General features: G+C 72.3%; 26 protein-coding genes. 11 read left to right on the forward strand and 15 right to left on the reverse strand.

Annotated elements, in window-relative coordinates:
- Nucleotide 1: 1 nt before the first annotated feature.
- A complete protein-coding gene (gene xdhB / locus ACFQQL_RS18415; RefSeq protein ID WP_382396628.1) occupies nucleotides 2-2,392 on the reverse strand; it encodes a xanthine dehydrogenase molybdopterin binding subunit in 2,391 nt (796 codons plus the stop codon).
- Entirely contained in the window at nucleotides 2,389-3,861 is a 1,473-nt protein-coding gene (locus ACFQQL_RS18420; RefSeq protein ID WP_382396629.1) for a xanthine dehydrogenase small subunit, read from the reverse strand. The genes xdhB and ACFQQL_RS18420 overlap by 4 nt, the downstream gene beginning before the upstream one ends.
- Nucleotides 3,862-4,150: 289 nt before the next feature.
- On the opposite strand from ACFQQL_RS18420, the gene ACFQQL_RS18425 reads away from it, so the two are divergent.
- Nucleotides 4,151-4,942, forward strand: a complete 792-nt coding sequence (locus ACFQQL_RS18425) for a glutamine amidotransferase (RefSeq protein WP_382396630.1) — start codon at nucleotides 4,151-4,153, stop codon at nucleotides 4,940-4,942.
- Between the two features lie 365 nt (nucleotides 4,943-5,307).
- Nucleotides 5,308-6,627, forward strand: coding sequence for an allantoinase AllB (allB, locus tag ACFQQL_RS18430; protein ID WP_382396813.1), 1,320 nt, complete (start codon nucleotides 5,308-5,310; stop codon nucleotides 6,625-6,627).
- Here allB and ACFQQL_RS18435 read toward each other — a convergent pair.
- A complete protein-coding gene (locus tag ACFQQL_RS18435) occupies nucleotides 6,608-7,486 on the reverse strand; it encodes a bifunctional allantoicase/(S)-ureidoglycine aminohydrolase (RefSeq protein WP_382396631.1) in 879 nt (292 codons plus the stop codon). The two genes, allB and ACFQQL_RS18435, sit on opposite strands and share 20 nt — an antisense overlap.
- A 120-nt stretch (nucleotides 7,487-7,606) precedes the next feature.
- On the opposite strand from ACFQQL_RS18435, the gene uraD reads away from it, so the two are divergent.
- The 3 genes from uraD to pucL are packed head-to-tail and all read left to right on the forward strand — an operon-like array spanning nucleotide 7,607 to nucleotide 9,419.
- On the forward strand, nucleotides 7,607-8,104 hold the full coding sequence (gene uraD, locus ACFQQL_RS18440; protein WP_382396632.1) for a 2-oxo-4-hydroxy-4-carboxy-5-ureidoimidazoline decarboxylase: 498 nt from the start codon (nucleotides 7,607-7,609) through the stop codon (nucleotides 8,102-8,104).
- A complete protein-coding gene (uraH, locus tag ACFQQL_RS18445) occupies nucleotides 8,101-8,430 on the forward strand; it encodes a hydroxyisourate hydrolase (protein ID WP_382396633.1) in 330 nt (109 codons plus the stop codon). Before uraD ends, uraH begins: the two co-directional genes overlap by 4 nt.
- Nucleotides 8,431-8,483: 53 nt before the next feature.
- Nucleotides 8,484-9,419, forward strand: coding sequence for a factor-independent urate hydroxylase (gene pucL, locus ACFQQL_RS18450; RefSeq protein WP_382396634.1), 936 nt, complete (start codon nucleotides 8,484-8,486; stop codon nucleotides 9,417-9,419).
- A gap of 105 nt (nucleotides 9,420-9,524) precedes the next feature.
- On the opposite strand, the gene ACFQQL_RS18455 is transcribed toward pucL, so the two are convergent.
- Entirely contained in the window at nucleotides 9,525-10,274 is a 750-nt protein-coding gene (locus ACFQQL_RS18455; protein WP_382396635.1) for an IclR family transcriptional regulator, read from the reverse strand.
- A 108-nt stretch (nucleotides 10,275-10,382) separates the two neighbouring features.
- On the opposite strand from ACFQQL_RS18455, the gene ACFQQL_RS18460 reads away from it, so the two are divergent.
- Nucleotides 10,383-11,642, forward strand: a complete 1,260-nt coding sequence (locus tag ACFQQL_RS18460) for a DUF6986 family protein (RefSeq protein WP_382396636.1) — start codon at nucleotides 10,383-10,385, stop codon at nucleotides 11,640-11,642.
- Nucleotides 11,643-11,734: 92 nt separating this feature from the next.
- Nucleotides 11,735-12,208: a thioredoxin-dependent thiol peroxidase gene (gene bcp / locus ACFQQL_RS18465; RefSeq protein ID WP_382396637.1), complete on the forward strand. Its 474-nt coding sequence runs from the start codon at nucleotides 11,735-11,737 to the stop codon at nucleotides 12,206-12,208.
- A 61-nt stretch (nucleotides 12,209-12,269) separates the two neighbouring features.
- Here the strand turns inward: bcp and ACFQQL_RS18470 are convergent, their stop codons facing one another.
- The 8 genes from ACFQQL_RS18470 to ACFQQL_RS18505 form a co-directional block, all read right to left on the reverse strand.
- The gene (locus ACFQQL_RS18470; protein ID WP_382396638.1) at nucleotides 12,270-14,846 is read right to left on the reverse strand and encodes an ATP-dependent Clp protease ATP-binding subunit; all 2,577 of its coding nucleotides are present in this window, start codon (nucleotides 14,844-14,846) and stop codon (nucleotides 12,270-12,272) included.
- 150 nt (nucleotides 14,847-14,996) lie between these two features.
- Nucleotides 14,997-15,515, reverse strand: a complete 519-nt coding sequence (locus ACFQQL_RS18475) for an O-acetyl-ADP-ribose deacetylase (protein WP_382396639.1) — start codon at nucleotides 15,513-15,515, stop codon at nucleotides 14,997-14,999.
- 71 nt (nucleotides 15,516-15,586) lie between these two features.
- Nucleotides 15,587-16,012 (reverse strand): D-aminoacyl-tRNA deacylase, encoded by a 426-nt coding sequence (dtd, locus tag ACFQQL_RS18480; protein WP_382396640.1) that lies wholly within the window; start codon nucleotides 16,010-16,012, stop codon nucleotides 15,587-15,589.
- On the reverse strand, nucleotides 16,009-16,341 hold the full coding sequence (locus ACFQQL_RS18485) for a DUF2516 family protein (RefSeq protein ID WP_382396641.1): 333 nt from the start codon (nucleotides 16,339-16,341) through the stop codon (nucleotides 16,009-16,011). The genes dtd and ACFQQL_RS18485 overlap by 4 nt, the downstream gene beginning before the upstream one ends.
- 9 nt (nucleotides 16,342-16,350) lie before the next feature.
- Entirely contained in the window at nucleotides 16,351-17,448 is a 1,098-nt protein-coding gene (locus tag ACFQQL_RS18490; RefSeq protein ID WP_382396642.1) for an FUSC family protein, read from the reverse strand.
- Nucleotides 17,445-18,557 (reverse strand): CAF17-like 4Fe-4S cluster assembly/insertion protein YgfZ, encoded by a 1,113-nt coding sequence (gene ygfZ, locus ACFQQL_RS18495; protein ID WP_382396643.1) that lies wholly within the window; start codon nucleotides 18,555-18,557, stop codon nucleotides 17,445-17,447. Before ygfZ ends, ACFQQL_RS18490 begins: the two co-directional genes overlap by 4 nt.
- Nucleotides 18,558-18,560: 3 nt before the next feature.
- A complete protein-coding gene (locus ACFQQL_RS18500; RefSeq protein ID WP_382396644.1) occupies nucleotides 18,561-19,175 on the reverse strand; it encodes a heme-binding beta-barrel domain-containing protein in 615 nt (204 codons plus the stop codon).
- A gap of 16 nt (nucleotides 19,176-19,191) precedes the next feature.
- Complete coding sequence (locus ACFQQL_RS18505; protein ID WP_382396645.1) at nucleotides 19,192-19,929, reverse strand: hypothetical protein; 738 nt, start codon at nucleotides 19,927-19,929, stop codon at nucleotides 19,192-19,194.
- Between the two features lie 201 nt (nucleotides 19,930-20,130).
- Here ACFQQL_RS18505 and ACFQQL_RS18510 point away from each other — a divergent pair, with 201 nt between their 5' ends.
- The 4 genes from ACFQQL_RS18510 to ACFQQL_RS18525 all read left to right on the forward strand — a co-directional run bounded on the left by ACFQQL_RS18510 (nucleotide 20,131) and on the right by ACFQQL_RS18525 (nucleotide 23,270).
- The gene (locus ACFQQL_RS18510) at nucleotides 20,131-20,835 is read left to right on the forward strand and encodes a winged helix-turn-helix transcriptional regulator (RefSeq protein ID WP_382396646.1); all 705 of its coding nucleotides are present in this window, start codon (nucleotides 20,131-20,133) and stop codon (nucleotides 20,833-20,835) included.
- Nucleotides 20,836-21,135: 300 nt separating this feature from the next.
- A complete protein-coding gene (locus ACFQQL_RS18515) occupies nucleotides 21,136-21,711 on the forward strand; it encodes a DUF47 domain-containing protein (RefSeq protein ID WP_382396815.1) in 576 nt (191 codons plus the stop codon).
- Nucleotides 21,712-21,720: 9 nt separating this feature from the next.
- Nucleotides 21,721-22,722: an inorganic phosphate transporter gene (locus tag ACFQQL_RS18520; protein ID WP_382396647.1), complete on the forward strand. Its 1,002-nt coding sequence runs from the start codon at nucleotides 21,721-21,723 to the stop codon at nucleotides 22,720-22,722.
- Between the two features lie 119 nt (nucleotides 22,723-22,841).
- Nucleotides 22,842-23,270: a septum formation family protein gene (locus ACFQQL_RS18525; RefSeq protein WP_382396648.1), complete on the forward strand. Its 429-nt coding sequence runs from the start codon at nucleotides 22,842-22,844 to the stop codon at nucleotides 23,268-23,270.
- A 325-nt stretch (nucleotides 23,271-23,595) separates the two neighbouring features.
- Here the strand turns inward: ACFQQL_RS18525 and pstB are convergent, their stop codons facing one another.
- The 3 genes from pstB to pstC are packed head-to-tail and all read right to left on the reverse strand — an operon-like array spanning nucleotide 23,596 to nucleotide 26,466.
- Nucleotides 23,596-24,375: a phosphate ABC transporter ATP-binding protein PstB gene (gene pstB, locus ACFQQL_RS18530; RefSeq protein ID WP_382396649.1), complete on the reverse strand. Its 780-nt coding sequence runs from the start codon at nucleotides 24,373-24,375 to the stop codon at nucleotides 23,596-23,598.
- Between the two features lie 34 nt (nucleotides 24,376-24,409).
- A complete protein-coding gene (gene pstA, locus ACFQQL_RS18535) occupies nucleotides 24,410-25,483 on the reverse strand; it encodes a phosphate ABC transporter permease PstA (protein WP_382396650.1) in 1,074 nt (357 codons plus the stop codon).
- Nucleotides 25,483-26,466 carry a phosphate ABC transporter permease subunit PstC gene (pstC, locus tag ACFQQL_RS18540; RefSeq protein ID WP_382396651.1) on the reverse strand — a complete coding sequence of 328 codons (984 nt, stop codon included), beginning with the start codon at nucleotides 26,464-26,466 and terminating at the stop codon, nucleotides 25,483-25,485. Before pstC ends, pstA begins: the two co-directional genes overlap by 1 nt.
- Nucleotides 26,467-26,495 lie beyond the last annotated feature (29 nt).

Below are 26,495 nucleotides of genomic sequence, written 5' to 3' on the forward strand. Positions count from 1 at the left end.
GTCAGCCTCCCGACGTCCCGGCCACCGCCCGCGCGGGGGCGGACCTGGCCCGATCCTGGTCCTGGACCGCGGCGCGGGCGTCCTCGATCGCCCAGTAGACCGCCTCCGGCGTCGCGGGGCTCGCGAGCTGGACCACGTGCCCGGGCGGGCCGAACGCGGAGGCCGCCTGCCGCAGCGCCTCCCGCACGGAGAACGCGAGCATGAGGGGCGGCTCGCCCACGGCCTTGGAGCCGTAGACGACGCCGGGCTCGGTCGCCCGCTCGTAGAGATGGACGTTGAGCTCCTCGGGCATCTCGGAGAACGACGGGAGCTTGTAGGTGCTGGCCGCCTGGGTGGCCAGCCTGCCGCGGCCGGGGCCGTCGGAGAGGTCCCACCGTAGCTCCTCCAGCGTGAGCCAGCCGGCGCCCTGCACGAAGCCGCCCTCGATCTGACCGCGGTCCACGAGCGGCGAGAGCGAGTCGCCGACGTCGTGGACGATGTCGGTGCGCAGGAATCGGTAGGCGCCGGTGAAGCCGTCGACCTCGACCTCGGTGGCCGCGGCCCCGTAGGCGAAGTACTTGAACGGCTCGCCCTGCATCCGGGTGGAGTCCCAGTGCAGGCCCTCGGTGCGGTAGTACCCCGCCGCGAACAGGGGGACACGGTCGGTGTAGGCGGTGCCGACGACCTCCGCGAAGCTCAGCCCGGTCTCGGTCCCGAGACCCGTCACCGTGCCGTCGCCGAAGCGCACGTCGCCCGGGTGGACGCCGAGCCTCCGGGCGGCGACCTCGGCGAGCCGGGTGCGGATCTGCTCGCACGCGTTCTTCACGGCGCCGCCATTGAGGTCGGCGCCGGAGGAGGCCGCGGTCGCAGAGGTGTTGGGCACCTTGTCGGTACGGGTCGGCGCGAGACGGACCGTCTCGAGCGGGACCCCGAGCGCGGTGGCCGCCACCTGACGCATCTTCGTGTGCAGCCCCTGCCCCATCTCGGTGCCGCCGTGGTTGATGAGCACCGAGCCGTCCTTGTACACGTGGACGAGCGCGCCGGCCTGGTTGAAGGCGGTGAGGTTGAAGGAGATGCCGAACTTCACCGGGGTCACGGCCAGGCCGCGCTTGACGTGCTCGTGGCCGGCGTTGAACGCCTCGACGGCGGCCTGCCGGCGGGCCACGTCCGCCCGGTCGGCGAGCTGCTGCCAGATCTCGTGCAGCCGTTCGACGTGCCGGACCGGCTGGGCGTACGGGGTGGACTGGCCGGGCAGGTAGAAGTTCTGCCGGCGCAGCGCGGCCGGGTCGATGCCGAGAGCCGGGGCGCACCGGCCCAGGATATCCTCGATGACGAGCATGCCCTGGGGTCCGCCGAAGCCGCGGAACGCCGTCTGGGACGTCTTGTTGGTCTTCGCGATGCGCCCGTGGACCTCGACGTCGGGGATGAAGTAGGCGTTGTCGACGTGGCACAGGGCCCGGCCGAGCACCGGCTGGGAGAGGTCGAGCGACCATCCGCCGTCCGCGGTGAGCGTGGCGCGCAGCGCGAGCAGGCGGCCCTCGTCGTCGAAGCCGACGTCCCAGGTGGCGTGGAACGGGTGACGCTTGCCCGTCATCGTCATGTCCTGCGTGCGGGTGAGCCGCAGCCGGACGGGTCGCCCGGTGGTGACGGCGCCGAGTGCGGCGACGGCCGCCAGGCCGTGCGGCTGCATCTCCTTGCCGCCGAACGCCCCGCCCATGCGCAGCGACTGCACGGTGACCTCCGAGGAGCTCAGGCCCAGCACGTGGGCGACGATCTCCTGGGTCTCGGACGGGTGCTGGGTGGAGGACTGGACGAAGACCTGCCCCGCCTCGTCCACCTGGGCGAGCGCGGCGTGCGTCTCGAGGTAGAAGTGCTCCTGCCCGCCGATCTCGAGCTCCCCGGTGAAGCGGCGCGGCGCACGCTCGAGCGCGGCCGCGGCGTCGCCGCGCGAGACGGTCGGCTGCTGCCCCTGGAAGGACCCGGCGTCGATGGCCTCGCGCAGGGTGAGGATCGACGGCAGCGGTTCGTACTCGACCTCCACGGCGTCGGAACCCTTCCGGGCGGCCTCGAGCGACTCCCCCAGGACCCAGCAGACGGCCTGGCCGGCGTAGCAGACCTCGTCGGGGAAGAGCGGTTCGTCGTGATGGATGCCGCCGTCGTTGACGCCGCGCACGTCGGCGGCGGTGAGGACGGTCACGACGCCGTCGACGCCGAGGGCCGGGGCGGTCCGCAGAGCCGTGAGGCGGGCGTGGGCGTGCGGGGCCTGCACGGGCCAGGCGTGCAGCACCCCCGGGGCGCGGGCGAGCAGGTCGTCGGTGTACAGCGCCGCACCGGTCACGTGCAGGTCGGCGCTCTCGTGGGAGACGGTCCGGCCCACGACCGCGTTCGGGGGACGGTCGGCCAGTGACGTCATCGGGTCACCTCCAGTGACCGGGGCGAGGACTCGGCGTGGAAGCGGCGCAACGCCTGCCCCAGCATGGCCGTGCGGTAGCGCGCGGAGGCGCGGTGGTCGTCCAGCGGCGTGCCCTCGGCAGCCAGCGCGGCGGCGGCACGCTCGACGGTCTGCGGGGTCCACGACGCCCCGGTGAGGGCCTCCTCCGTGCCCAGGGCCCGGATCGGAGTGGCGGCGACGCCGCCGAGCCCGATCCGGACGCGGCCGACCCGGTCGCCCTCGAGATCCATCGCGACGGCGACGGCCACCGAGGAGATGTCGTCGAACCGGCGCTTCGCCACCTTGTAGAACGCGGCGAGCCGGGGCTGCGGCGCCGGGAGACGCACCGCGCGGATCATCTCCCCCGGCTGGCGCACGGTGCGCCGGTAGCCGGTGAAGTACTCGGCCAGGGGCACCTCTCGCTCACCGTCGCTCGCGGCGAGGACCAGCGTGGCGTCGAGGGCCAGCAGGACCGGCGCCGCGTCACCGATCGGTGAGGCGGTGCCGAGGTTCCCACCGAGGGTGGCGGCGTTGCGGATGAGCCGGGAGGCGAACTGCGGGAAGAGCTGGTCCAGCAGCGGGACCCGCCCGGCGAGGCGGCGCTCGATCTCGCTGAGGGTGAGGGCCGCGCCGATCTCGATACCCTCCGCGGTGGTCTCGAGGGTGCGCAGCTCGGGCAGCCGGTCCACGGCGAGCACGCGCCCCGGACGGGCGTGCCGGATGTTGACCTCCACGCCCACGTCGGTGGCGCCCGCCACGAGCACGGCGTCCGGGTGCTCGGCGTACCGCTCGAGGAGCTCGGTGAGGCTGACCGGACGGACGAACTCGGTGCCGGCGGACGTGACCCGGGTGGGCACGGCGGGCGGTGCCGGGCGGGTGCGGCGCTCGGCGATCCGGTCCGTAGGGTCCGGCCCGCCGAGGGCGTACGCGGCGTCGCGGATCGGCCGGTACCCGGTGCACCGGCAGAGGTTCCCGGACAGCGCGTGCAGGTCGAACCCGTTCGCGCCCACCTCGTGACGGTCGACGCCGTCGTCGGCCGTCGGCGCGGCGACCCGCTCCGGCCGGTAGTACTCCGCGGCCATCGAGCACACGAAGCCCGGCGTGCAGTACCCGCACTGGGACCCGCCGCGGGCGGCCATCTCGCGCTGGACCGGGTGGAGGTCGCCCTCCCTCCCCGGAGCCGGCGGGCCGCCGAGGCCCTCCGCCGTGAGGACCTCCTGACCGTCGTAGGCCAGCGCGGGCGGCAGGCAGGCGTTGACCGCGGTCCAGCGGGTGCCGGCATCGCCGTCCGGGCGGGCCACGAGGACGGCGCACGCGCCGCACTCCCCCTCGGCGCAACCCTCCTTGGCGCCGGTCAGCCCCGTGCCGCGCAGGAAGTCCAGGAGGCGGGTGTGCGGCGGGACGTCCACGGTCCTCGTCCGCCCGTTGACCGTCATCGTCATCCGGTCCATGAGTCCTGCTCCTCACCGAGACGCCGCAGCCGCCGTGCGCCTCACGGGCGGCGGTACGGGCATGGTTGGAGTCTTCTCCCGGTCCGCAGGTTATCCATGCCGAACAGCGGAGCCGGTGCAGTCGAATGTAGACCTCCGCTTTCGCCGGGACAAACAATTTGGAATCCCGATTTCGCTTCGCGGAGTTGCGGCCCAAGGACTCGGGCTCGGCCCCACGTCCTCGGACCAGGATCTGAGACCGCTCCGCCCGCGCCGGTGACGACCGTCGCCGATCGGCTTCACTGATGCCATGACCAGGCCCTTCCTCTTCCTCGCCTCCCGCAGCGAGCAGGTCGCCGCGGAGGACGAGTACGCCTCACTCCTCCGCCTCGGCGGCCTGCGTCCGTCGGAGCTGGTGCGGGTGCGGATGGAGGCTGGGACGTTCACCCCGGTCGACCTGGACGACTACGCCGGCGTCATCCTCGGTGGCAGCCCGTTCACGACGTCGGTGCCACCCGGCGAGAAGAGCGCCACCCAGCGTCGCGTCGAGGCAGAGCTGGACACCGTGCTGGCCGAGGTCCAGCGCCGCGACCTCCCGTTCCTCGGGCTCTGCTACGGCGTCGGCACGCTCGGCCGGCGCGCCGGCGCCGTCGTCGACGGGACGTACGCGGAGGAGACCTCGGCCGTCGAGGTCCGCCTCACTGACGCCGGCGGCCGGGACCCGCTGCTGCACGGCCTGCCGGCCCGGTTCCAGGCCTACGTCGGGCACAAGGAAGCGTGCACGGTGCTCCCACCGGGCGCGGCGCTGCTCGCCGCCTCCGACGCCTGCCCCGTGCAGATGTTCCGTCTCGGCCGGAACCAGTACGTCACCCAGTTCCACCCCGAGATGGACCGAGCGGCGATCGCGACGCGCATCGAGGCGTACCGGCACTCCGGGTACTTCCCCGCCGACGAGATCGATCAGGTCCTCGCGCGGGTCGCCGGCGCCGACGTCGAGGCCTCGCACCAGGTGTTGCGCGCATTCGTGCAGCGTTATCGTCACGCCCTCGTGGAGGACGATGTTGCGACGGCGACGGCGACGGCGGTCGGCACGGCCGCCTGACCGGCCGCCGGCCGGACTGGGCGCGCGTCGACCGCACGAGCCCAACCGCGCGCGTTGACCACACGACCCAACCGCGCGCGTTGACCACACGACCCAACCGCGCGTTGACCACACGACCCAACCGCGCGCGTTGACCACACGACGACCCGCGGCGTACATTCCACAACGTAGGATCTGACTTTCTCATCCCGAAAGTTCGGAGGTGTCGGGCGGTGGACGCCAGAGTGGCCGACGTCAACGACCCGGCCCGGATACGCGCCCAGATCCGCGAGTACCGCCGCACGCACGACCTCACGGACACGCCCCATGACGGCGCGCCAGCACCACACCGCCCGTCCGTCCGCGCGGACGGGAGCTTCGAGCTCGTGCTGCGAGGCCGGCGGGTCCTGGGCGAGGACGGCATCCGGCCCCGGGAGGTCGGCGTCGTGGACGGGCGGGTCACCGCGGTCCGACCGCTCGGCGCGAACCTGCCGGGCGACCGGGTCGTGCAGCTCGCCGAGGACGAGACGCTGATCAGCGGTCTCGTCGACGCCCATGTGCACGTCAACGAGCCGGGCCGCACGGACTGGGAGGGGTTCGCGAGCGCCACCCGCGCCGCCGCGGCCGGCGGCGTCACCACGATCGTCGACATGCCGCTCAACTCCGTCCCCTCCACGGTCAACGGCCCGGCGCTGGAGTACAAACGACTCGTCGCACGGAGCCAGGTCTTCGTCGACGTCGGGTTCTGGGGCGGCGCCGTCCCGGGCAACCGGACGGACCTGCGTGACCTGCACGACGCGGGCGTCTTCGGGTTCAAGTGCTTCCTGCTGCACTCCGGCGTCGGGGAGTTCGCGCCGCTGACGCCCGACGGCCTCGAGGACCACCTGCGGGAGCTGACCCGGTTCGGCGGCATGCTGATCGTCCACGCCGAGGACGCCCGGACCATCGACCGGGCGCCCCGGCCCGCGGGCGCCCGGTACGAGCGCTTCCTCGCGTCCAGACCCCGCGAGGCCGAGAACCTCGCGGTCGCCGAGGTGGTCGAGCGGACCCGGCGGACCGGGGGCCGGGCCCACGTCCTGCACCTGTCGTCCGCGGACGCGCTGCCGGCGATCCGGTCCGCGAAGCACGACGGCCTGGACCTGACCGCGGAGACCTGTCCGCACTACCTGACCCTGCAGGCCGAGGACGTCCCGGACGGCGCGACGGCCTACAAGTGCTGCCCCCCGATCCGCGAGGCCGACAACAGGGACCAGCTCTGGGAGGGCCTGCTGGACGGCACGATCGACTACATCGCCAGCGACCACTCCCCTGCGCCGCTGGAGCTGAAGGACCTCCCGGGCGGCGACTTCGGCATCGCCTGGGGCGGCATCTCCTCGGTGCAGCTCGGGCTGCCGGTCGTGTGGACCGAGGCCCGGCGCCGCGGCATCGGCCTGGAGCGGGTCGTCGAGTGGATGTCGGCCCGGCCCGCGACCCGGACCGGCATGCGGCGCAAGGGCAGGCTGGCGGAGGGGTACGACGCGGACCTCGCGGTCTTCGCGCCCGAGGAGACCTTCGTCGTCGAGGCGGCCCGTCTGCACCATCGGAACCCGCTGACCCCCTACGAGGGCCGCACGCTCTCCGGCGTCGTGCACCGCACGTTCGTCCGCGGCACGGAGGTGGACCACGAGAACCCGCGCGGACGGCTCATCAGCCGCGGCGAGGCCTGACTCCGAGCTCGAGCGGCGCGTGCCGGTTGACGTCCTTGTACAGCAGGTACCGGAACGGACCCGGCCCGCCCGCGTAGCAGGCCTGGGGGCAGAAGGCCCGCAGCCACATGAAGTCGCCCGCCTGCACCTCCACCCAGTCCTCGTTGAGCCGGTACACCGCCTGCCCCTGCAGGACGTACAGGCCGTGCTCCATCACGTGCGTCTCCGCGAACGGGATGATCCCTCCGGGCTGGAAGGTCACGATCGTCACGTGCATGTCGTGCCGTACGTCGTCCGGGTCCACGAACCGCGTCGTCGCCCACCGGCCGTCCGTGTCCGGCATGGGTGTCGGGGTGACGTCCCGCTCGTTCGTCACGAACGACTCGGGCACCGCGACACCCTCGACCCGCTGGTACGCCTTGCGGATCCACATGAAGCGCGCGGTCTCGGCACCCTCGTTCCGCAGGCTCCAGCGCTGGCCCGGCGCGAGGAACGCGTACCCACCCGGCGCCATGCGGTGCACGGCACCGGCCGGGCCGGAGGTGTCGGCCGAGCCGGGGCCACCGAGCGTCAGGGTCACCTCACCCTCCATGACGAACAGCACCGCCTCGGCGTCGGGATCGTTCTCGGGCGTCTCGGACCCGCCGCCCGGCACCACCTCCATGAGGTACTGGGAGAACGTCTCGGCGAAGCCGGTCAGGGGTCGCGCCAGCACCCACAGCCGGGTCCCCTCCCACATGGGAAGGTTCGAGGTGACGATGTCGCGCTGCGTGCCCCGCGGGATGACGGCGTACGCCTCCCGGAACACCGCCCGGTCGGTCAGCAGGTCGGTCTGGGGCGGGTGGCCACCGTGCGTGGCCCAGTACGTCCGTTCGCTCATGCGTGCATTCTTCCTCTGGGCGTGCCATGCAGTCTCTTGACACCACCCACGACACCACATAGGTTCACGGGCTGGAAGTTATCTTCCGCGTTATGGAACTCTACGAGTCGAGGTCGACCCATGACTCCGCAGCTGGCGCTGTTCAACGAGGCCGACGACGCTGCTGCCCGCACCCTGCTTCTCCGGTGCGTCGACGTGCCCCGCTGGGCGGCCGAGGTCAGTGCCGGACGACCGTACGCGGACGTCGAGAAGGTGCTGACGGCGGCGCGCACCGCCGCGCCCGGCTGGACCGACGCGGAGCTCGCCGCCGCCCTCGCGCACCATCCCCGCATCGGCGAGCGCCCCGCGGGCGACGACGCCGGGGCGGCGCACTCGCGCCGGGAGCAGGCCGGCGTCGGGACCGACGCCGAGACGGCCCGCCGCCTCCTCGACGGCAACCGTGCGTACGAGGACCGGTTCGGCCACGTCTTCCTGATCCGCGCCGCCGGGCGCAGCGCCGCGGAGATCCTCGCGGCCCTCGAGGAGCGTCTGGGCAACGACCCGGTCACCGAGCGCAGCATCACTGCCGAGCAGCTGCGCGAGATCGCCGTACTCCGACTCCAGAAGGAGCTGACATGACCTCGCACGTGACCACGCACGTCCTCGACACCGTCCGCGGCGGGCCGGCCCCCGGCATCCGGGTGACCCTCTCCGGCGCCGACGGCGGGACGATCGCCTCGGGGGTCACCGACGACGACGGACGGGTCGCGCAGCTCGGACCGGAGCGGCTCGAACCAGGCGTCTACCGGGTCTCCTTCGCCACCGGCGAGTACTTCGGACGCCAGGACGTGAGGACCTTCTACCCCTCGGTCACGATCGACTTCGTCGTCGAGGAGGGCGAGGACCACTATCACGTCCCATGCCTGCTGAGCCCGTTCGCCTACTCGACGTACCGGGGCAGCTGAGGCACCGGGGCGCAGCACGACGCAGTCGCAGACCTACCGAAGGAGCTAGTGAGATGACCGCGAACGCGCAGGAGGCGACCGGAGGCATCGTCCTCGGCGAGAACCAGTACGGCAAGGCCGAGGTCCGGGTCCTGAAGGTCGACCGGGACCGGCCCCGGCATCGCATCACCGACCTGTCGGTCACCTCCCAGCTGCGCGGGGACTTCGCCGCCGCGCACGTCGAGGGCGACCAGGGAAAGGTCGTGCCGACCGACACCCAGAAGAACACCATCTTCGCGCTCGCCAAGGACGGCATCGGCTCGCCCGAGGAGTTCGCGGTCCGGCTCTCGGAGCACTTCACCTCGAGCTTCGACTGGGTGGCCGGCGGGCGCTGGGAGGTCGAGGAGTACTCCTGGGAGCACATCCCCTCCTCGCTGACCCACAACGTCACGGACGGCGAGCACGACCACTCCTTCGTCCGCGGCGGCACCGAGACGCGCACCGCAGTGGTCCAGCGCGAGGGTGACGAGATCTTCGTCGTCGCCGGCCTGCAGGACCTGAAGGTCCTGAAGTCCACCGGATCGGAGTTCCACGGCTTCCCGCGGGACCGGTTCACGACGCTGCCGGAGACGACGGACCGGATCCTGGCCACCTCGGTCACCGCCAGGTGGCGCTACACCAAGGACGCCCTCGACTACAACGCCACCTACGACGACGTGCGCCGGATCCTCCTGGAGACCTTCGCGGACGTGCACTCCCTCGCGCTGCAGCAGACCCTGTTCCAGATGGGCAGGCGCGTGCTGGAGGCGCACCCGGAGATCGGCGAGATCCGGTTCTCGATGCCCAACCTCCACCACTTCCTCGTCGACATGGAGCCGTTCGGCCTCGAGAACCCGAACGAGGTCTTCTACGCCGCGGACCGGCCCTACGGGAAGATCGAGGCCGAGGTCAGGCGCGACGGGGCCGCGGCCGAGCCGCGCGCCTGGAGCACGGTCAGCGGCTTCTGCTGAGCCGGACCCGACCGCCCGTCCATCGAAGGAGGCGGACATGACCAGCGCACGCCCCGAGGACGAGAGCTACCCGGTCGCGCGGACCCGGGCATGAGGCGCCGGAGGTCAGGCCGAGAGCAGCTCCTGGGCGATGTCCCGCGCCACCGAGTGCAGCATCGGCACGGCGGTCTCGCCGAAGTCGTCCGTCACCCGGATCGCAGGCCCGGAGACGGACAGCGCGGTCGGGGTCGGCGCGTCGGGGACCGGCACCGCGTAGCAGCGCACGCCGATCTCCTGCTCGCCGTCGTCGACGGCGTACCCCCGCTCCCGGATCCGCTCCATCTCCTTCAGGAGAGCGTCGAGCGAGGTGATCGACTGGTCGGTCGCCGGCTGCATCCCGACCCGGCCGATGATCTCGCGGATCGTCTTGTCGGGGAGCTGGGAGAGGACCACCTTTCCGACCCCGGTGCAGTGGCAGTAGACGCGGCGGCCGACCTCGGTGAACATCCGCATCGAGTGGCGCGACGCCGCCTGCGCGACGTAGACCGCCATGTCGCGGTCGATCATCGCGAGGTTCGCGGTCTCCCCGAGCTCGCCGGCGAGGCGCTCGAGGTGGGGCCGGGCGCCCGCGCCGAGCTGCCGGCCCGCGCTCTCGCCCAGGCGGATGAGGCGCGGCCCGAGCGTGTAGCGGCGCGAGGGGAGCTGGCGCGCGTACCCGCGCATCACCAGTGTGCGCATGAGCCGGTGGATGGTCGGCAGCGGCAGCTGCGAGGCGGCGGCGATCTCGTTCAGAGCGACGTCGCCACCGAGGTCCGTCATGATCTCGAGCAGGTCGATCACCCGGTCCACGGACTGGACCCCCGAGCCGTTCGCCATGTCGCCCCTTCGTCGTGCGCCGGACAGTGGTCGGGCGCGCACAAGGCGCGCCGCTTCGTAGAACTATGATTCCACAATTTGGAACCTGTTGGCAGGAAGGATCCAGGAATGGCGACGCCGCTCCCCGCACGGACCTCGCTGGACCAGGCCACACGGCGCCAGGTCGAGGAACGCCTGGCAGGTCACGACAACCATCTCGCGCAGGCGTACCCGGGCGACGACGGCATGCGACAGCCCGTGCACACCGTCTACGTCCCCGCCGACCGGTACCACCGCGACGTGGCGACCGAGTGGGGCGCGCGGGCGCGTGAGCTGGTCGCGGCGTCCGGCGGGACGGCCGCGGTGCTGGAGGCCGTCGGGGTCCGCCCGGACCTGCGCGACGCGGTCGCGGCCCAGGTCGAGGACAAGCTCGCCCGGGAGCCGGTCGAGGATCTCCGGGTGGACCTCGAGGACGGCTACGGCGACCACGGTGACGCGGCGGAGGACGAGGCGGTCCTGGCCGCCGCGAGCGGACTGCGCGAGGCGATCGAGGCGGGGACCGCTCCCCCGTTCTGCGGGATCCGGTTCAAGTGCCTCGAGGCGGCCACCCGTGCCCGCGGCCTGCGCACGCTCGACCTGTTCGTCACGGCCCTCGCCGCATCCGGGCCGTTGCCGGACGGGCTGGTGCTGACCCTGCCGAAGGTGACCGCCGCCGCCCAGGTCGAGGCGATGGTCGAGGTGTGCGCCGCCCTCGAGCGGGCCAACGACCTGCCCAGCGCCCGGCTGCGCTTCGAGGTCCAGGTCGAGACGCCGCAGGCGATCCTCGACGCGGGTGGCACGGCCGGTGTGGCGAGGATGGTGCACGCCGGCGACGGCCGGATCAGCGGCCTGCACTACGGCACCTACGACTACTCCGCCTCCCTCGGCATCGCGGCGGCGTACCAGTCGCTCGAGCACCCCGCGGCCGACCACGCCAAGGCCGTCATGCAGCTCGCCGCCGCCGAGACCGGCGTCCGGCTGTCCGACGGATCCACGAACGTCCTCCCGGTCGGCGAGACGTCCCAGGTGCGGGCCGCGTGGGCGAACCACGGTCGCCTGGTCCGCCGGTCACTGGAACGGGGGTTCTACCAGGGGTGGGACATGCACCCCGGGCACCTGCCCAGCCGGTTCGCGGCGACCTACTCGTTCTTCCGCGAGGGCTTCGAGCCGGCGGCGGCACGCCTGCGGGCTTACGCGGGCCGGGTCGAGGGCGCCGTCCTGGACGAGCCGGCGACCGCCAAGGCCCTCGCCCGGTTCCTCCGGCGAGGTCTCGACTGCGGCGCGATCGGCGCCGCGGAGCTCACCGACCGGACAGGGCTCGAGCCGGGTGCTCTGGAGCGGCTGCGCTGAGCTCCTGCGATGTACGTCCCGGCGCCGAGACGCGAGACTGGGACGCAGCGGGACACGGACCGGCACCCGGCCGAGAAGAAGGAGCCTGAGAGATGACCCAGCTCGACGCGGGCGAGACCGCCCCGGACTTCACCCTGCCCGACGCCGACGGCAACCCGGTGGCCCTCGCGGACCTGCTCGCGGGCGCCCGCCGTGGTGTCGTCGTGTACTTCTACCCCAAGGCGGGCACCCCGGGGTGCACCACCGAGGCCTGCGACTTCCGGGACAACCTCGCCTCGCTCGCCGGCGCCGGCTACGCCGTCGTCGGGATCTCCGCGGATCCCGTCCCCGACATCAAGGCGTTCGCCGACGCCGAGCGGCTGACCTTCCCGCTGCTGTCCGATGCCGACCACGCCGTCGCGGACGCCTACGGAACCTGGGGTCCGATGACGTTCCGCGGCACGACCTTCGAGGGCGTGCGCCGCAGCACCTTCGTGGTCGACCCCTCTGGGACGATCCGCAGCGCGGAGTACGACGTCGACCCGCAGGGTCACGTCGCCCGGCTGCGGTCCGAGCTCGGCGCCTGAGCGCAGGCACGACGACGGCGGAGGCGATCGCTCGCCTCCGCCGTCGTGCGTGGTCCGAGGGTCAGGCCCCGGGCTGCAGCTGCCCGCCGCCGCCGGCACCGCCGCTCGGTGGCGCCGTCGGCAGGTCCCGCTGCTCGACGGTCGTGCTGGTGCCGACCGTCACGGGCTCGGGCTTCTCGATGTCACCGGCCTGCTCACCGGCGAAGGTGAACTGACCGAGCAGGCCCTCGCCCTCGGCGTCGACCACGACCTTCTGGCCGGGCTTGACGTCGCCGAACAGGATCTTCTCGGACAGCACGTCCTCGATCTCCCGCTGGATGGCCCGCTTGAGCGGCCGGGCGCCGAGCACCGGGTCGTAGCCGCGCTCCGCCAGCAGCTCCTTGGCCGCGGCCGTCAGCTCGATCGTCATGTCCTGGTCCCGCAGCCGGGTGTCCAGCTTGCTGATCTCGAGGTCGACGATCTGGATGATCTCGGCCTCGGACAGCTGCGGGAAGACGATGACGTCGTCGACGCGGTTGAGGAACTCGGGCCGGAAGTGCTGCTTGAGCTCCTCGTTGACCTTCGTCTTCATCCGGTCGTAGCTGTTGGACAGCTCGCCCTGCGCCTGGAACCCGGTGAGCAGGCCCTTGGCGATGTCCCGGGTGCCGAGGTTCGTGGTCATGATGATGACGGTGTTCTTGAAGTCCACGACCCGGCCCTGGGAGTCGGTGAGGCGACCGTCCTCGAGCACCTGCAGCAGCGAGTTGAAGATGTCCGCGTGGGCCTTCTCCACCTCGTCGAACAGCACCACGGAGAACGGACGGCGGCGCACCTTCTCGGTGAGCTGGCCACCCTCCTCGTAGCCGACGTAGCCCGGAGGGGACCCGAACAGCCGCGAGACGGTGTGCTTCTCGGAGAACTCCGACATGTCGAGCTGGATGAGCGCGTCCTCGTCCCCGAAGAGGAACTCGGCGAGCGCCTTGGCCAGCTCGGTCTTCCCGACGCCGGTCGGGCCGGCGAAGATGAACGAGCCGCCCGGACGCTTCGGGTCCTTCAGGCCCGCACGGGTCCGGCGGATGGCCTGGGACAGCGCCTTGACCGCCTGCTCCTGGCCGACGATCCGCTTGTGCAGCTCGTCCTCCATGTGCAGGAGCTTGGAGGACTCCTCCTCGGTGAGCTTGAAGACCGGGATGCCGGTGGACATCGCCAGCACCTCGGCGATGAGCTCCTCGTCCACCTCGGAGACGGCGTCGAGGTCGCCGCTCTTCCAGGCCTTCTCCCGCTCGATGCGGCGCTCGCCCAGGTTCTTCTCGTCGTCGCGCAGCCGCGCGGCGCGCTCGAAGTCCTGGTCGTCGATCGCCGACTCCTTCTCGCGGCGGACCTCGGCGATGCGCTCGTCGAGCTCGCGCAGCTCCGGCGGTGCCGTCATCCGGCGGATCCGCAGGCGGGCGCCCGCCTCGTCGATCAGGTCGATCGCCTTGTCCGGCAGGTACCGGTCGGAGATGTACCGGTCGGCGAGGTTAGCGGCGGCCACCAGCGCCTCGTCGGTGATGGAGACGCGGTGGTGCGCCTCGTAGCGGTCGCGCAGCCCCTTGAGGATCTCGATGGTGTGCGGGAGCGTCGGCTCGGCCACCTGGATCGGCTGGAAGCGGCGCTCGAGCGCGGCGTCCTTCTCGATGTGCTTGCGGTACTCCTCGAGGGTGGTCGCGCCGATGGTCTGCAGCTCGCCGCGGGCCAGCATCGGCTTGAGGATGCTGGCGGCGTCGATCGCGCCCTCCGCGGCGCCCGCCCCGACGAGGGTGTGGATCTCGTCGATGAACAGGATGATGTCGCCGCGGGTGCGGATCTCCTTGAGGACCTTCTTCAGCCGCTCCTCGAAGTCACCGCGGTAGCGGGACCCGGCGACGAGCGACCCGAGGTCGAGGGTGTAGAGCTGCTTGTCCTTGAGCGTCTCGGGAACGTCGCCGCGCACGATGTCCTGGGCGAGCCCCTCGACGACGGCGGTCTTGCCGACGCCGGGCTCACCGATGAGCACCGGGTTGTTCTTCGTGCGCCGCGACAGCACCTGCATGACCCGCTCGACCTCGGTCTTGCGGCCGATGACCGGGTCCAGCTTGCCCTCCCGGGCGGCCTGGGTGAGGTTGCGCCCGAACTGGTCGAGCACGGCGGAGCCGGAGGGCTGTCCCTCGGCCGGGCCGCCGGCCGTGGCGGGCTCCTTCCCCTGGTAGCCCGAGAGCAGCTGCATGACCTGCTGGCGGACGCGGTTCAGGTCCGCGCCGAGCTTCGTCAGCACCTGCGCGGCGACACCCTCCCCCTCGCGGATGAGGCCGAGGAGGATGTGCTCGGTGCCGATGTAGTTGTGGCCGAGCTGGAGGGCCTCTCGCAGCGAGAGCTCGAGGACCTTCTTGGCGCGCGGCGTGAACGGGATGTGGCCGGACGGGGACTGCTGCCCCTCGCCGATGATCTCGGTCACCTGGACGCGGACCGCCTCGAGCGAGATGTCGAGGGCCTCCAGCGCCTTCGCGGCGACACCCTCCCCCTCGTGGATCAGGCCGAGGAGGATGTGCTCGGTGCCGATGTAGTTGTGGTTGAGCATCCGCGCCTCTTCCTGGGCGAGGACGACCACACGACGGGCACGGTCGGTAAATCGTTCGAACATGTGCACTCCTCACTGGCGGCCGCCGGGTGTCTGGTGCTGCGGTCTACCTCCGCAGCGGCCTTTCTGGGCGACGTTCGTCCAGGCTAACCGTGGCCGGCTCCCGGAACTGCCCGTGTTCGCCACCGGCGTGACGGGCGGCGACGGGAAGCCTCAGAGCTCGGCGGCGAACGCCGACCGGGCGGTCTCGTCCACCAGGACGAACCGGACGAGGTCGATGCCGGATCCAGCCTCGGCGGGCCGCCATCCTGCGACGGCGGCGACGGCGACGCGGGCGACGTCACCCATCGCCCACCCGAAGACCCCGGCGCTGATGGCCGGGAAGGCGACGCTCGCGGCGCCGACGTCGGAGGCCACCTGGAGCGAGGAGGTGAAGCACGACGCGAGGAGTGCCGGGTCGGTCTCCCCGCGGTGCCGGTTCGGCCCGACCGTGTGGATCACCCAGGAGGCGGGCAGATCGTAGCCGGCGGTCGGCACGGCCTGCCCGACCGGCAGCCCGTCGGGCAGCTCGGTCCGACGCAGCTCCATGCACTCCTCGAGCAGGCCCGGGCCTGCCGCCCGGTGGATAGCTCCGTCGACGCCACCGCCGCCCATGAGGGAGGAGTTGGCCGCGTTGACGATCGCGTCCACCCGTTCCTCGGTGATGTCGCCGGTGACGGCCTCGATCTGCATGGCCCCGATCCTGCCGTGCCGGCCCGGCTTCCGCACACCGCCTGTGGACCGGGTGTCACGAGGGACGGACGTCACGCCTCGACGAGCAGGGTGACGGGGCCGTCGTTGACCAGCTCGACCGCCATGTCCGCACCGAACCGGCCGGTGGCGACCTCCACGCCCCGCTCCCGCAGTGCCGCGACGAGGTCGTCCACGAGGGGCTCCGCGACCGGGCCGGGCGCCGCACGGTGCCAGGTCGGGCGGCGACCCTTGCGGGTCTCCGCGTACAGGGTGAACTGCGAGACCACGAGCACCGGGGCGCCGTCGTCCAGGACGGAGCGCTCCTCCCGGAGGATGCGCAGCTCGGAGATCTTGCGGGCGAGCCGGGTCACCTGGTCGGGTCCGTCGTCGTGCGTGACTCCGACGAGCGCCACCAGCCCGGGCCGGTCGAGCGATCCGACGACCTCGCCGTCGACGGTCACCGCCGCGCGGGTGACCCGCTGCAGGACGGCCCTCACCAGCGCCCGCCGCCGCTCGGCGGCCGGCGCCGCGAGTACGGCTCGACGGCGGGCCGCACGTCGGCGAGGTAGATCCCGGCGGGCACGACCGCGACGAACTGCAGGAAGGAGGAGCCGAGGATCCCGATCCCGAGCGGCGGCGGGATCGTGACGAACCCGATCGCGGCGGCCCCACCGAGCACCAGTCCCCAGAACTTCTTGGTCCGCTTGTCGGCGGCCACGAACGCGCTGGCCGGGCGACGCAGCAGGTCCACCAGCGCCCACACCTCGACGCCGAGCAGGACGAGGGAGAGGGCGAGGAACAGGTACATCTGGAAGCTGCCGAGCACGGACCGAGCCTAACCCTCCGGCATCTGGCTCATCGCCTCCCGGCTGGACATGCCGGTCATCTGCAGGGCGTCGACCACCAGTGACCGCAGCAGCGAGACGAGGGTCTGCTTGCGCCACCCCTCCTCGGCGTGCGTGACCGGGACGAGGTCGGCGGAGATGCGCACCAGGGTGGAGCGGGCGTGCTGGGGCGGGTCGCCCGCCCCGATGGCGCCGGCGAGGGCGTGCAGCCCGACGGCGATCGTGTCGACCTCGGCCCCGACCTGCGGCGAGGCACCGCCGTCCTCGATGGCGCCGACCGTGCGCCGGGCGACGACCCGCGCGTTTCGGATCGCGCGGTCGGCGAGCATCCCGGTCCGGGAGAGCTCCGCGACCGTGCCGCGGAGCTTGCGGAGAGCCGGGTTGACGGCGACGACCTCCTGGGCGCTGCGCAGCGTCTCGTCGAGGGAGTCAAGCGCGGCCTGGGTGCCGCGGAGCTGCGCCAACGCGTCCTCGGCGAGCTGCGCGTCACCGGTCCGCAGGCCCTGCGCGAGGGTGCCGAGCGCCGATGCGAGGTCACGGACGATGGCGGCAGTCATGCGGCGCGGACGTCGGGTGAGGTCGCCGGGCAGGAGCGCGGCCACCAGGAGCGCGATGGCGGCGCCGACCAGTGCGTCCGCCCAGCGCCCGACGGCGCCGTCGGCGATCATCGCGGCCGGCATGGCGATGATGACGACGGCCTGGACCCCTGCCTGCATGGTCAGCAGGTGGCCGCGGTCGAGGAACCGTGCGACGGACGCGGCGATGAGCAGCACGACGGCGATCTGGACCGCCCCGGAGCCGACGACACCGAGGAGGACCTCCCCCAGCGCCACGCCGATGGTCGCACCCGCGCCCAGCTCGGCCACCCGGCGCGGCTGGCGGTCCGGGCTGAACCCGAGGCAGACCCACGCCGCGATCGGCGCGAACATCGGCAGCTCGTGGCCGAGCAGGTGCCGCGAGACGAAGTACGCGACGGCCGCGGCGACCGCGGCGGTGAGGATGGGCAGGAAGGCCTCGGCGACCCGGCGTCCGCCCTGGCGCACCCGCAGCGCCAGCAGGACGCGCCCGCGGCGCCAGGTGCCCCTCACGGGCGCAGGCGCCTCAGCCCGGCCCCCGGCCTCTCCTCCGGACGCGCATCCGTGGTTCCCTCGAGGCCGACGATGATCTCCTGCGCCGCGGCGATCCCGCCCGCGGTCAGCTCGGCGTCGGCGGGCAGGTTCCGCTTGACGAGCGCGAGCGCCACCGGCCCGAGCTCCTCGTGCCGCACGACCGTGGTGAGGTGGCCGACCGGCCGCTCGCCGTGCCGGACCTCCTCCCCCTCCCCGGGCAGCACGTGCTCGGACCCGTCGAGGTGCAGCATGACGAGCCGGCGCGGCGGCTTCCCGAGGTTCACCACCCGCGCGACCGTCTCCTGGCCGCGGTAGCAGCCCTTGTCGAGGTGGACCCCGGTGCGCAGCCAGTCCAGCTCGTGCGGGATGGCGCGCTCGTCGACCTCCCGCCCGAGCCGCGGGCGCCAGGCCTCGACCCGCTGCGCCTCCCAGGCCCACGTGCCCGCCAGGCGGGCGTCGGTCGCGAGGACGTCGTCGACCACCGTCTCCAGCTTCTCCCGGCGCACCAGGCTCAGCGCCCGGTGGATCTCGACCCCCGGGTGCTCGGCGTCGGGCGGGCCGTAGGCCGTCGAGCCCGGGGCCGTGCGAGGCCACGGGTCGCGCCAGGTCAGCGCGTGCGCCTCGTGCCCGGTGATCCGGTTCCAGCCGCCTGCGGCCGAGCCGAGCACGGCGACGTCGTCCCGGACGGCGACCTCGACCCGCAGCATGAACCGCATCGAGTCGAGGAACTCCGCGAGGGGGCCGGTGTCGGACGCCTCGGTGACGAGCCACGTGGTCTCGCCGTCGTCCTGCACGGCGGGGGCGTGCTCGATGTGCCCGTGCACGTCCAGCAGGAGCAGCTCGGTGGGCACGCCGGCCTCGAGGCCGAGCAGCAGCTGGGAGCTGAGCGTGTTGAGCCAGCTGATGCGGTCGGGGCCGGTGACGGTCACCACGCCCAGGTGCGACAGGTCCACGACGGCCAGGCCGCGGGACAGTGCCCGCTGCTCGTGCACGGGATCGCCGTGGTGCAGCGGGACGCCGGCGTCGGGACCGGAGGCCTCGACGGCCCCGGGCCGGCCGAGCAGAGGGCTTCGGTAGTCGGTCGGCATCTCTCACTCCTCCCGGCTGAGTCGGCCCGAGGCGTAGGTCTGCAGCTCCTGCCCGAACGCGGCGAGGTCCATCGCCCACATGAGGTCCTGCTCGACGAGGCCGTAGACCCGGGTGGCGCCGGTCATCTCGGCGGCGGTCGCGGTGCGCACGACGGCGTCGGTCGCGAGCTCGATCCGCGGGCCGCGCACGGCACCCACGTAGAGGCTGATGTGACCTGACGGGTCCGCCACGAGGACCTCGAGGTCCGTCGGGTCGGGCACCGGGGCGCCTGCGCCGGTCGTCCCGGCCCGGCCGTCGCTCTCGGACGTCCCGTCGCCGGGCACCGGGCGCCAGTACTCGGTCTCGGTGGACCAGAGCTGGCCGGGGACCAGGCGATCCGCTCCCGCACGCCCGCTCATCTCACGCTGCACCTCCTGCGACGCCTCGGCGTCGGCGAGGTGGATGGTCGTCGTCGCGCGCAGGTACGGGCCGCCGTCGTGATCGACGACCAGCTCCTGGAGGAACGCCGCCTCGGGCACGCCGGGGTAGCCGAGCATGCCGAAGCCGCGCCAGCGGCCGAGGAGCCAGGAGATCGGGTAGCACTCGGGGGCGAGGTCGTCCGGGACGGTGAAGGGCACGGCCCCAGGCTAGCGCTCAGACGCCGGGGAGACCCGACTCGAGGAGACGGCCGACCAGGTAGACCGGGACGCCCGAGACCAGCACGAGCAGCAGCGCGGCGGCCAGGGCGGGCCGGATCCGCCCGGAGGCGGGGAACTGCCCGAACAGGATGTGCAGCGCCGCGGTGAGAATGCCGGCGGTCAGGCCCACGAGGGCTCCGGCCACGGGCCCGACCTCACCGAGCAGGAAGCCGATCAGCAGCCCCACCCCGGCGCCGACGACGGCCGCCAGCCCGCCGACGACCGCGATCGGCGCACGCAGGGCGGTGACGGTGGCGGCGGCCGCGATGGTGGCCGCCGCCGTGACCACGAGGGCGGGCGTCGTGCGGTCCACCTCGATCGCCAGCCAGCCGGCCGCGGAGATGGTCACGACGGCGCCGGTGACGATCCCGGAGACCGACTCCACCAGGCGGGGACGGCCGTCCCGGCGCAGCATCTGGTGCACGATCGCGGCGACGACGGCGAGACCCGCCACGAGACCGAGGTGCCCGAAACCGGCGAACCGCACGACTGCGAGCGCCGCGACGGCCGCGAGGCCGATGACGATGCTGCCCCCGCGCGCCGTCGGCAGACCCAGGAGCCGCGGCCAGCCGGCCGCGAACAGCAGTCCCAGGGCGACCACGACGCCGTAGAGCGCGTCCGTGGAGAGATAGCCGGCCAGGGCGATCGCGGCGGCCCCGACGGCGGTGACGGCCGCCCGTGTCGCCGCACCCATCACGTCAGGACACCGCCCCTGCCGCCCCGGGCACCGGCGTCGGCGAGTGCGAGAGGGGCGGAGTGGACCACCCGGCGATTGTGGCATGACCGTGCGACCGGACCGCGAAACGGCGCCCGCGCGGACGACCGCTCCGCGAACGCGGGCCGAGACCTCACCGGCCCGCGGCTAGAGTGTGCCGCACCCGTGAGGAGGGGATCTGTGGCGGAACTCCTGATGCTGACTGCCGAGCCCGGTGGCGTCGCCCGTGTGCTGCCCTCGCTGACGCTCCTCGGTCACCAGGTGCAGGTCGCCCCGATGTCGCCGTCCTCGATCGTCGAGCACGGGGACGCCGCCGCCGTCGTGCTGGACGCCCGCAAGGACCTGGTCGCCGCCCGCACGCTCTGCCGGATGCTCTCCGGGCCGGTCCAGGCACCTCCCGTGCTGCTCGTGCTGGCCGAAGGCGGCTTCACCGCGGTCTCCCGGACCTGGGGAGCGGCCGACGTCATCCTGGCCAGCGCCGGACCGGCCGAGGTCGAGGCACGGCTCCGGATGATCGCGGAGACCACCCGCGACGAGGACCGGGACACCTCGACGCCGGAACGGCTCGAGGCGGGCGACCTGGTGATCGACGCCTCGGCGTACACGGCGCGGGTGCGTGGGCGTGTGCTCGACCTGACCTACAAGGAGTTCGAGCTCCTCAAGCACCTCGCGCAGAACCCGGGCCGCGTGCTCTCCCGCGCCCAGCTGCTGCAGGAGGTGTGGGGCTACGACTACTTCGGCGGCACCCGCACGGTCGACGTCCACATCAGGCGGCTGCGGGCGAAGCTCGGGAACGAGCACGACCACCTCATCGGCACGGTCCGGAACGTCGGCTACCGGTTCGACCCCCGGGGTCGGGACGGCGTCGCCGCCGAGACACCCTGATCGGGCGCGCCGCGTTCGCGACCGGGGAACGGCCCTTGCACCCACACGCAGCTGACGTACAGTGGTGAGCGACGCCGGGCCGCGAAAGCCCCGGGCTCCAACATCAGCCGCTACGAGCGGCCTTCGCGCCGACTGGCGCTCTCCGGCCCGGCGTCCCTCACTTGTCACACAAGTTTTCGGTCGCTGCCGACTCCTGCCTTAGCCTGTGGGCTGTCGTTCTCCCGGCGTTCATCCGCCAGTCACCCAGGAGCCAAGCTGCGACTTCGACTGATCCCGCGCGACGAGGTCTACTTCGAGCTGCTGTCCGCAGGAGCCGAGTGCCTCGTGCGCGGCGCGCGCCTGCTCACCCGGATGGTCGGGGCCGACCGGACGACGCGCGCCCGGCTCGCCACCGAGCTGCACGCCGTGGAGCAGGAGGCGGACCAGACCACCAGCACGGTGCTGCACCGGCTGGACCGGACGTTCGTGACCCCGTTCGACCGACGCGACCTGTACGCCCTGACCACGGCGATCGACGACTGCATGGATGCGCTCGACGAGGCGGCCGACCTCATGATCGCGCACAGGCTGGGCGACCTTCCGGCGGACGCGGGCGCGGTCGTCGGCGGGATCTCCCGCTGCGCGGACCTCACCGCGGACGCGGTGCGCGCCCTGCGGACGATGAACGGGTCGAACACCTACCGGGACGAGGTGGTCCAGCTCGTGGAGACGGCGCGGCGGACGTACCGGCGGCTGGCGGCAGAGGCGCTCGACGGCGCGCCGGACCCGGTCGCGGCGCTGCGGGTGACGCGCGTGCTGGACGCGCTGAACGACGTCGCCGGTCGGTTCCGCCGACTCGCCGACGTGGTCCAGTCGCTCGTGCTGCAGGAAGCCTGAGCCGAGGGCATGGACCTCGTCGTCTTCCTCGTGGTGGTCGTCGTGGCCGTCGCGCTCGTCTTCGACTTCACCAACGGTTTCCACGACACCGCCAACGCCGTCGCCACCTCCGTCTCCACGCGCGCCCTGACGCCGCGGGCCGCGGTGACCCTGGCGGCGGTGATGAACCTCGTCGGGGCGATGCTGGGCACCGGCGTCGCGGAGACCATCGGCTCGGGGATCATCACACCGCCGAGCGGCGCGCACGGGCTCGGCGTGGTGCTCGCCGGGTTGCTCGGGGCGATCGCGTGGAACCTGGTGACGTGGCGCCTCGGGCTGCCCTCGTCCTCCTCCCACGCCCTCATCGGCGGGCTCATGGGTGCCGGGATAGCCTCGGCGACCGAGGTGCACTGGGACGTCATCGGCTGGATCGTGGCCGTGCCGATGGTCGCCTCGCCGCTGGTGGGCTTCCTGCTCGCGGCAGGCGCCATGATCGGCGTGCTGTGGTGGGCCCGGGATGCCCCGTACCGCCGGGCCACGCGCCGGTTCCGCCTGGCGCAGACGGTGTCCGCGTCGGCCATGGCCCTCGGGCACGGCCTGCAGGACGCGCAGAAGACCATGGGCGTCATCGTGCTCGCCATCGTCGCCGGCGGGCTGCACGAGGGCAGCACCATCCCGCTGTGGGTCAAGCTCTCGGCCGCGGTGGCCCTGGCGCTGGGGACGTACGTGGGCGGGTGGCGGATCATGCGGACGCTGGGCCGCCGCGTCGTCGACCTGGACCCGCCACGCGGCTTCGTCGCGGAGTCCGTGGCTGCGGCCGTGCTGTACGTCGCCGCGCTCGGGTTCCACGCGCCGGTCTCGACGACGCACACCATCACCGCGGCGATCACCGGCGTCGGGGCCGGGCGGGGACTCGGGGCCGTCCGGTGGGGCGTCGCACGATCGATCGTCGTCGCCTGGGTGCTGACCGCACCCGCCGCCGGCCTCATCGCGGCGGGCGGTTACCTGGTCCTGTCGCCCGTCCTGCCGTAGCGGCGCCGCGGCCGGTGGGGACCTCTCCCCCGCGCCGGACCACCCACGACGGCGACGTTGCCCCTACATTGTGGTCGGCACCACGTGGTCGCCATCACCTCGAGGAACCTGGAGACCCCATGCGCAAGGCCGTTCTGTCCGCCGTCGCCGTCACCGCCCTGGTCGCCCCGCTCGCGGCGTGCAGCAGCGGGAACGTGTTCGAGCTGCAGGAGGGTGACTGCCTCAACCGGTCGGACTTCGAGGGCGGAGAGGTCACCGACGTCGAGATCCTGGAGTGCGGCGAGCAGCACGACGCCGAGGTCTTCGCCCTCGTGGAGCACACCGGTGAGGAGTTCCCGGGCGACCAGGCGATCCAGGACGAGGCGGGCACCATGTGCGAGCCGCCGTTCGAGGAGTTCATCGGCGTCCCGTACGCGGAGTCCGAGCTCTTCTTCTCGGTGCTGACCCCCAGCGAGGAGAGCTGGAACCAGGCCGACGACCGCACCAGCGCCTGCATCGTCACCGTGGACGAGCCGATGACCGGGTCCCTGGAGGGCGCGAACCGCTGAGGGTCCTCGCACCCACCTCGCGGTCGTCGTCAGCCGAACCCTCGCGGCAGACTCCTCCCGCTCCGGCTCCGGCGGGCCCTCGCACCCTCCTGGCCCGCTTCCTCGCACTCCGCTCGTCCCTCGCTCGTGCCCGTCAGCGAACCGACCTCGCGCCCACCTCCGCCTGCGTGGTCGTCGTCAGCCGAACCCTCGCGGCAGACTCCTCCCGCTCCGGCTCCGGCGGGCCCTCGTACCCTCCTGGCCCGCTTCCTCGCACTCCGCTCGTCCCTCGCTCGTGCCCGTCAGCGAACCGACCTCGGGCCCACCTCCGCCTGCGCGGTCGTCGTCAGCCGAAGCGGCCGGAGATGTAGTCCTCGGTCGCCTTCTCGCTCGGCGTCGAGAACATCTTCTCGGTCTCGTCGTACTCGATGAGGTGCCCGGGCTTGCCCGTGCCGGCGATGTTGAAGAAGCCGGTCTTGTCCGAGACGCGGGCTGCCTGCTGCATGTTGTGCGTGACGATGACGATCGTGTACTCGCTCTTCAGCTCCGCGATGAGGTCCTCGATCGCCAGCGTGGAGATCGGGTCGAGCGCCGAGCACGGCTCGTCCATCAGCAGCACCTCGGGCTTGACCGCGATCGCACGCGCGATGCACAGCCGCTGCTGCTGACCGCCGGAGAGGGAGGAGCCCGGCCGCGCGAGCCGGTCCTTGACCTCGCCCCACAGGTTCGCGCCGCGCAGGGAACGCTCCACCAGGTCGTCCGCCTCGGGCCTGCTCATCCGCCGGTTGTTGAGCCGCACCCCGGCGAGCACGTTGTCGGCGATGGACATCGTCGGGAACGGGTTCGGCCGCTGGAACACCATGCCGACCTGACGGCGGACCTGCACGGGGTCCACGCCCTTGCCGTACAGGTTCTGGCCGTCCATGTTGGCCTCGCCCGTCACGTACGCCCCGGGGATGACCTCGTGCATGCGGTTCAGCGTCCGCAGGAACGTGGACTTCCCGCAGCCCGACGGACCGATCAGCGCCGTGACCGACCGCGGCTCGATGGTCATGGTGACGTCCTCCACGGCGAGGAAGTCGCCGTAGTAGACGCTGAGGTTCTTGACGTCGATGCGCTTGGACATCAGTGGTCCTTCCGGAGACTGTCGGGGCGGCGGGTCACGAGATGCCCTTCGGAGAGAAGAATTTGCTGACCAGGCGGGCGACGAGGTTGAGCAGCATCACGATGACGATGAGGGTCAGGGCCGCCGCCCAGGCCCGCTCGACCTCAACCGACCCCTGGATCCCGGCGCCCTGACGGTACTGGGAGTAGACGTAGACGGGCAGGGTCATGATGCGGCCCTCGACAGGGCTGTAGTTGAAGAGCACCGCGGAGGAGCCGACCGTCAGCAGCAGCGGTGCGGTCTCGCCGATGACGCGCGCGATGGCGATCATCACGCCCGTGGTGATGCCGGCGATGGCGGTCCGCAGCACGACCTTCACGACCGTGAGCCACTTCGGAACGCCGAGGGCGTAGGAGGCCTCACGGAGCTCGTTGGGCACGAGCTTGAGCATCTCCTCGACCGAACGGACCACGACCGGCGTCATGAGCACGGCCAGCGCGACTCCGCCCATGAAGGCCGACCGGTACTGCGGGTCGATCTGCGCGAACAGCACGAAGACGAACAGGCCGGCGACGATGGACGGGATGCCGGTCATGACGTCCACCAGGAGCGTGATCGCGCGCGCCAGACGCCCGCGCCCGAACTCCACGAGGTACACGGCGGTCAGGATGCCCAGCGGGATCGCGAAGGCGGACGCCAGCCCGGTGACGTACAGCGTGCCGACGATCGCGTGTCCCGCACCGCCGTCGCGGATCTCCCCGAACACCCCGCCCATGTCGGTGTTCAGGAAGTCGAACGACATGAATTTCATGCCCTCGGCGGCCACCTGCGTGACCAGGGACCCGAGCGGGATCATCACCAGCACGAACGCACCGGTCACCACCGCGGTGGCGAGCCGGTCCGTCGCCTGCCGCGGTCCCTCGACGACGCGCGAGAGGACCCACGTGGCGAGGACGTACAGCGCCGCGGCGAGGAAGAAGACACCGGCCGGCGTCGGCGTGCTGAGGAGCTGCAGCACGAGGAACGCGACCGCGAGGGCGGCGGCGAGCAGCGCCCACGGCGTGTGCTTGGGGAGGCGCTTGACCTGCGCCAGCGGCCGGCGCTTGGGCGTCGTGGTCGTCGTCGTCATCAGTTGGCTCCCGAGAACTCGGCACGCCGCGCGATGATCCACCTCGCGAGGAGGTTGACGCCGAAGGTGATGGCGAAGAGGACCAGCCCGGTCGCGATGAGGACGTTGCCGCCGAGACCGCCGCCGCCCTCGCCGAACTGGCTGGCGATGTTCGCGGCGATGGTGGTGTGCTGCCCGGCCTGCAGCAGGTGGAGGTTGATGCTCAGTCCGGGCGAGATGATCATCAGCACGGCCATGGTCTCGCCGAGCGCGCGCCCCAGGCCGAGCATGGACGCCGAGACGATCCCGGACCGCCCGAACGGGAAGACCGCCTGCCGGACCATCTCCCACCGGGTGGCGCCGAGCGCGAGGGACGCCTCCTCGTGCAGGCGCGGCGTCTGGAGGAAGACCTCACGGATGGTCGCGGTGATGATGGGCAGGATCATGATCGCGAGCACCAGGCCGGCGGTCGCGATGTTCTTCGCCGGTGCCGAGTACTCCGCGAAGAGCGGGATGAACCCGAGCGTCTCCGACTGCCAGGCCTGGAACGGCTCCACGAGCGGCATCAGCCAGAAGAAGCCCCACATGCCGTAGATGACCGACGGGATCGCGGCGAGAAGGTCGACCAGGTAGCCCAGGCCCTGGGCGAGGCGGCGCGGGGCGTAGTGCGAGATGAAGAGGCCGACGCCGACGCTGAGCGGGACCGCGATGAGGAGCGCGATCAGCGAGGCGAGCAGCGTGCCGAAGGCCAGCGGCAGCACGTACTCGACGAACGTGCTGCCGCGCATGAAGGAGATGCCACCGAGCGCCTCCTCGCTCGCCGTGAGCGCAGGCCAGGACCGGATGATCAGGAAGGCGGCGACGGCGGCGAGCGTGATGAGGATGGCGATGCCCGCGCCGGTGGAGATGCCGCGGAAGATGACGTTGCCGATGCGGCCGGGCGCCTCCCGCAACCGGGGAGCAGGTGTGTCGCGACTCGTGAGGTCAGGAGGGGCAGTTGCCACGGGTCCTCCGCTTCGTGCTGGTCGTGACG

The organism is Georgenia alba (assembly GCF_042665525.1).
Lineage (GTDB): Bacteria > Actinomycetota > Actinomycetes > Actinomycetales > Actinomycetaceae > Allobogoriella > Allobogoriella alba.